Here is a 5,344-nt window from a genome sequence, read left to right on the forward strand (position 1 = left end):
TATCAGAGCTAACATTTTTCAAATGTCAGCTCCGATACTGGCTAAAGTCCATTAAGAAAAAGGAGCTGTAAAAAATCAAAAAATTTTTTTGATTTTTTACAGCTCCTTCTTTGTACCTTTAATTGTTGTAATATACAACACATTTCCTATTCTCTTATAAACGGAGGTATGTTTTATGGCTATCATGAAAACAGCTAGTGAAAATGTAAGAACAGAGGCAAAGTCCATCCCCATTCAAGAAGAAATGTCGAATGATGCCTTCCATGCCATGATGACTACAGGCTATTCTCAAGCATTAAAGGATGATTCACAGCCCATGGATGAAGTATTTAAAGAGTTGGAAGAGGGCTTATCATGACTACGTATCAAGAAGTCAACGCATCAGGCGAAAAAATAGCAAAGCTACTGTGAAAATCTAATTAATGAAGAAATTTTCGGCAATATAGGTCTGAATTAGGGGTAGTCTGAGCCCGTCGGTACTTGCGAAAAACAAGTAAAACGCAGTTTTTCGCTTAGTATCCGATACGCGGCGAAGCTAGCGAGAGCGTGCCCCGGTTCAGACCTATATTGCATAGAAAATTATTTTGATTTTTTACTTTCTTCCAAAAATCAGATAAATCCATAGTAGCAGCGCCACCGGCATCAAGATTAGGAATCTTGGCTTTCTTGTCTTATGCCTGCAAAGATACATTCCCAGAATTCCTCCTAAGACGCCACCCAAGAAGGCCTGTCCCAATAAGACTTTTTCCGGTACTCTCCATCCTTTTTGTATGGCCTGCCACTTGTCATAGGCAAAGCTTAGAAAACAAAGGATATTGATGCCTAAAAGATAGAGCAATAAGCCCTTCCCCCCAAGCTCCAAAATTGATTGCAGCATATCTTTTTCCATATTTTTCCCCTCTACAAACTCCATACTTTACGCTAGATACTAAAAAAGAACTGTAAAAATCAAAAGCTATAAGATGCTTTCTTAGCAATATAGGCCTGAATTCGGGGTAGTCTGAGCCCGTCGGTACTTGCGAAAAACAAGTAAAACGTAGTTTTTCGCTTAGTATCCGATACGAGGCGAAGCTAGCGAGAGCGGCCCCGGTTCAGACCTTATATTGCGTAGAAAGATATTTTGATTTCTACAATTCTTTTATATTTTCAATTCTTTATCTTCCCGGAAAACGGAAGTTTGGAATAAGCTGGTCCCAAGAATCGATGCCGATAATGGCTCTGGCAAAGTCTGCCGTTCCCTCTGTTGCACTGGCATCATCAATATACTTAAAGACGCTGTGTGCCTTCTTGTGTACCAACTGATGGTTCACGATACTGGAAAGTCCAAAAGCCAGTCCATGCTTTACCTCATCGTCAGAATCCTCCTGACGACTCATGAGATACGCGGAAATATATGGATTGTTATCTACAATATAGTAGGAATAAGCTACTGCTGCAGCCTGCTCATCCGACTTATCCTGTCCCTTTTGAATGCTGGTGAAGCCTTCCTCGGTAAGGAAAATCTTTCGAACCTCTCCCTTTTTATTCTTCATGCTGTCTAACTGCATAAAGTCGGTAATCACATGAAGATTCTTAAAGTTGATAATGGGAGAATCAATGGTATCGTTAACCTTTCCGGTCTTATCATCATCCCAGAATGCCGGGGAGGAAATGGGATAAGGATAGGGGTGTAAAGCTAAACCGAAGTCCATATGTCCCTCCAGATTGTCAAAATGGTGGAAGGCCAAGACTACGTCCTTTCCCTTATATTTTCCCACAGGAGCAGCTTCAGGGAACATGTTCCAGTAGTGATCCAAAGAGAACATAATGTTGTCATTGGCGGAAACCGACTTCATCGCGGTATAAAATACACGGAAGGCACGCTGGAATTTCTTGGTATAAGTGGAAACATCATAGTCTCCCTCATAGTTCCAATACTGGTTGTTAATCTCATTTCCCACTACCCAGTTGGTAATCTTACCATGACCGTTCTGGCCGTTATAACGCTTTGCCAAGAAGGAAGCCATAGCCTTTACCGCTCTAAAGCCCTGCTCGGACTCTACGTTAAAGCCATAGTAAACCGCCTGCTCCTTTGGAAGCTCCTTCACGCCGATAGGATTCAACTCCGGTACGGTATTGTTCCATGCGTTCAGCAAAATGGCGGTAACCGCTACTCCGGAATCACTAAGACGCTTTACCTCTCCATCCAACTGATCAATCAACTCTTTGTTGATCTGGAAGGTCTTTCCCTCGTAGGAATAGGAAATTCCCTGTCCGAAGAAACGCTGGGTAGGAATATCCACCCCCGCATGCTTAATGTTCAGACTCAAAGCATCGTCTAAGATATTAGGGTCTACACGAAGTCCCTTCTTTCCGGGATTTAACGCAGGACTTTGGTTCTCCGCAACCACCTCGGGATTCTCGATATATCTTCTATCCGCAATCATTTCATAGCGGCTTCCCACCTTTACCGCCGGCACAAAGGCGCTGTAAAGACGAAGCTCTCCGGGACCTGCGTATAAGGGGAAGTTAAACTTCTGGTTTTCCCCAAGGCTTCCCTTGGCAATAAAATCGGTACGACCGCCAAGGTCTGTCTGATAAGGCTTGATTTCGAAAATGTAAACCGATCCGTCGGTACCGCTACTGTCTCCTGTTGCATCCATTTGCAACTGAATCTCCTGCCTGTTGTCCGTAATCTCCACGTCCTTTACCTTCGCCGAAAGATTATAAGCGAAAGCTCCCGTGGAAAAAAGCGCCGTAAATGCCATGCTTAACATAAACATGGCTACATTCTTTGTTTTTCCTTGTAAAGCCATTTTCCTCTCCTTGAACTGACATACTTGCTTTGTGCTTTGTTGCATTGCATACCCCTATGTTCACCCAGTTCCACTGTATATCTCTTCGTTACATACCCTGATACACCGACTCCGGATGCCTATATGCCTGCTTTGCACCGCTGCAAATATCCTTGACTATCTTTTGGCTTATTCTTTAAGAATTATAGCCTTTGACCTGTCCAACTATACTCAGTTCTTTACAAAAAAGCCATAGAAAATTTCTTACAAGTTCTTACATTACAGCTTCGCTTTAGGAGGAAAGCTTCATATCCCCCTCTTTGATCCACTTCATTTTCCGGCAAAAAGCAGAACAAAGCAAAGAAAATATTGCCGGAAGAATAAAGCATAAAAGCAAAAGAGAAAGCCAATCACTTACAGTTACCGCTGTCTTACTCCCCTCTTCTATACCCTTAAGCCAGCCGGTGTAAACGCCGATAGGGCCAACCAAACCGCAGGTTCCCATACCGGAGGTAACCGCAGGACCGTTATTTTCAAAATGAAAGAGACAGGTAGCCAGAGGCCCTGTAATCATGGAGGCAAATGTAGCCGGAATCCAAATCCGGGGATTTTTTACAATGTTTCCCATTTGCAGCATGGAAGTACCAAGCCCCTGAGAAACCAGACCGGAAACGCCGTTTTCCCGGAAGGAAATCACGGCAAAGCCCACCATCTGGGCACAACAGCCTGCCACCGCAGCACCTCCCGCAAGTCCCGTAAGTCCAAGAGCCGCACAAATCGCCGCAGAGGAAATAGGAAGGGTAAGTGCAATGCCAACCAAGGCGGATACCAAAATTCCCATAAAGAAAGGTTGTAGCTCTGTCGCCCACATAATCAGGCTTCCCACCTGAATCGCCGCTTTTCCGATTATCGGAGCCAAGATTGCCGAAAAAAGCATTCCGGAGCCAATGGTTACAAGAGGCGTCACCAAAATATCCACTTTTGTTTCCTTGGAAACCGCTTTACCGATTTCTGTGGAAAGAATCGCCACAAAAAGTACCGCCAATGGTCCCCCGGCTCCTCCCAGGGCATTGGAGGCAAAGCCCACAGTAATCAATGAAAAAAGTACCAAGGGAGGGGCCTGTAAAGCATAGGCAATAGCCGTTGCCATAGCCGGACCGCTCATAGCGGAAGCCATTGCCCCCACGGTATAATCCACACCGCCAATGGTGGCAACCACTCTGGTTAATGCGGAAATCCCCAGCCTCTGCCCTAGGGTGTTTAAAATTGTTCCGATTAAGAGGGAACAAAACAAGCCCTGAGCCATAGCGGATAAGGCATCAATCCCATAGCGCTTCAGGGAAATCTCAATGTTCTTCCTTTGTAAAAAAGCCTTCATTCTCATTCTCCTAATCTCTTATAAAGCAATGCGTTTTAATACTTCTGCCTATCGTAACAGCTAAAAGTATGGGGGAGTATTTCTATCCTGTCCTTTCCGATCACCCCATTGCTTTCTTTATAAAAACTGTATACAAAATGTCCCAATGATTATAGCAAAATCATCCACTTATTTGTATAAAAATATTTAGTTTTTTGTAAAAGATATTTTATTCAGTATTCTATCCTATTACGTTATCAAACACTCTCGTAAAATACTACATCATGTAACGCTTTTAAAAAAAGAGACGGTAAAAACCGCCTCTAAACACTTTACATCTCCTATTTTAACTTACCACTTCCGAAAGAATTTCTCCAATCTTTCCATAAAGCACCAAGTCGCACTCTGTATCCAGTCGCCCCTCCTCTTTATTGATAAGAACCAATTTATTGTTTCCATGATGAGGAAAATATTGAATCAAGCCGGCAGCGGGATACACCGTCAAGGAGGTACCTCCGATAATCAATAAATCTGCATTCTGAATATGGGCAATGCTCTCTGAAAGAATCCGTTCATCCAAGCCTTCCTGATACAAAACCACATCCGGACGTATCATGCTACGGCAATGAGGACACAAAGGAATGGATGTCGAAAAGTCAATTTCTTCTTCCGGGATTCGATGATGATGCTTCACACAATAGTAGCGATGAATACTGCCATGAAGCTCATATACCGTTTTGGAACCTGCCATCTGATGCAATCCGTCAATGTTTTGGGTAATAATTGCCTTTAGCTTCCCCTGCTCTTCCAATTTTTGTAAGGCATAATGAGCAGGATTCGGCAGAATCCCCGGAATCAAGAGCTTTTCCTTATAAAACTGATAAAACTCTTTAGGTCGTGCCATAAAAAAATCATGAGACAAAATTTCCTCCGGCGGAAAGGCATATTTTTGATGATAGAGCCCATCCACAGAACGAAAGTCCGGAAGACCGCTTTCCGTAGATACGCCTGCACCGCCAAAAAACACGATATAGTTCGCTTTTTGAATTAACTCCTTTAATTCAGCTAATTTCTCTTTCGTATCCAAGTTTGCTCCTTTGTCTTATAGTCCAATCTTTTATCAAGATCTTCGGTAGCTTAAAGCCCGAACTCTTTCAAAAGCTTTTCCCGATATTCTTCATCAAAAGAAACTCTTTTTAGGTCATCCATCCGT

The 5,344-nt window shown here is 43.1% G+C and carries 5 protein-coding genes; 1 reads left to right on the forward strand and 4 read right to left on the reverse strand.

The genetic code is table 11. From position 1 onward, the window contains the following. Positions 1-175: 175 nt before the first annotated feature. Positions 176-358 carry a hypothetical protein gene (locus RDQ32_RS10660; RefSeq protein WP_308580459.1) on the forward strand — a complete coding sequence of 61 codons (183 nt, stop codon included), beginning with the start codon at positions 176-178 and terminating at the stop codon, positions 356-358. A gap of 234 nt (positions 359-592) precedes the next feature. Here RDQ32_RS10660 and RDQ32_RS10665 read toward each other — a convergent pair whose 3' ends face one another. From RDQ32_RS10665 to RDQ32_RS10680, 4 genes are all read right to left on the reverse strand, one after another. After that, positions 593-889: a DUF1294 domain-containing protein gene (locus RDQ32_RS10665; RefSeq protein WP_308580461.1), complete on the reverse strand. Its 297-nt coding sequence runs from the start codon at positions 887-889 to the stop codon at positions 593-595. A 265-nt stretch (positions 890-1,154) separates the two neighbouring features. Next, a complete protein-coding gene (locus RDQ32_RS10670; RefSeq protein WP_308580462.1) occupies positions 1,155-2,795 on the reverse strand; it encodes a DUF5722 domain-containing protein in 1,641 nt (546 codons plus the stop codon). Between the two features lie 271 nt (positions 2,796-3,066). Beyond that, complete coding sequence (locus RDQ32_RS10675; protein WP_304070954.1) at positions 3,067-4,152, reverse strand: PTS transporter subunit IIC; 1,086 nt, start codon at positions 4,150-4,152, stop codon at positions 3,067-3,069. 325 nt (positions 4,153-4,477) lie between these two features. Then, the gene (locus RDQ32_RS10680) at positions 4,478-5,218 is read right to left on the reverse strand and encodes an NAD-dependent protein deacylase (protein ID WP_308580463.1); all 741 of its coding nucleotides are present in this window, start codon (positions 5,216-5,218) and stop codon (positions 4,478-4,480) included. Positions 5,219-5,344: the final 126 nt, after the last annotated feature.

This window comes from uncultured Oribacterium sp., assembly GCF_902481605.1.
Classification (GTDB): Bacteria; Bacillota; Clostridia; order Lachnospirales; family Lachnospiraceae; genus Oribacterium; species Oribacterium sinus.

Excerpts from the sequence above, each read along its gene's own strand:
- RDQ32_RS10660 (WP_308580459.1), top strand. The coding sequence starts at position 176 with ATGGCTATCATGAAAACAGCTAGTGAAAATGTAAGAACAGAGGCAAAG.
- RDQ32_RS10665 (WP_308580461.1), bottom strand. The coding sequence starts at position 889 with ATGGAAAAAGATATGCTGCAATCAATTTTGGAGCTTGGGGGGAAGGGC.
- RDQ32_RS10670 (WP_308580462.1), bottom strand. The coding sequence starts at position 2,795 with ATGGCTTTACAAGGAAAAACAAAGAATGTAGCCATGTTTATGTTAAGC.
- RDQ32_RS10675 (WP_304070954.1), bottom strand. The coding sequence starts at position 4,152 with ATGAAGGCTTTTTTACAAAGGAAGAACATTGAGATTTCCCTGAAGCGC.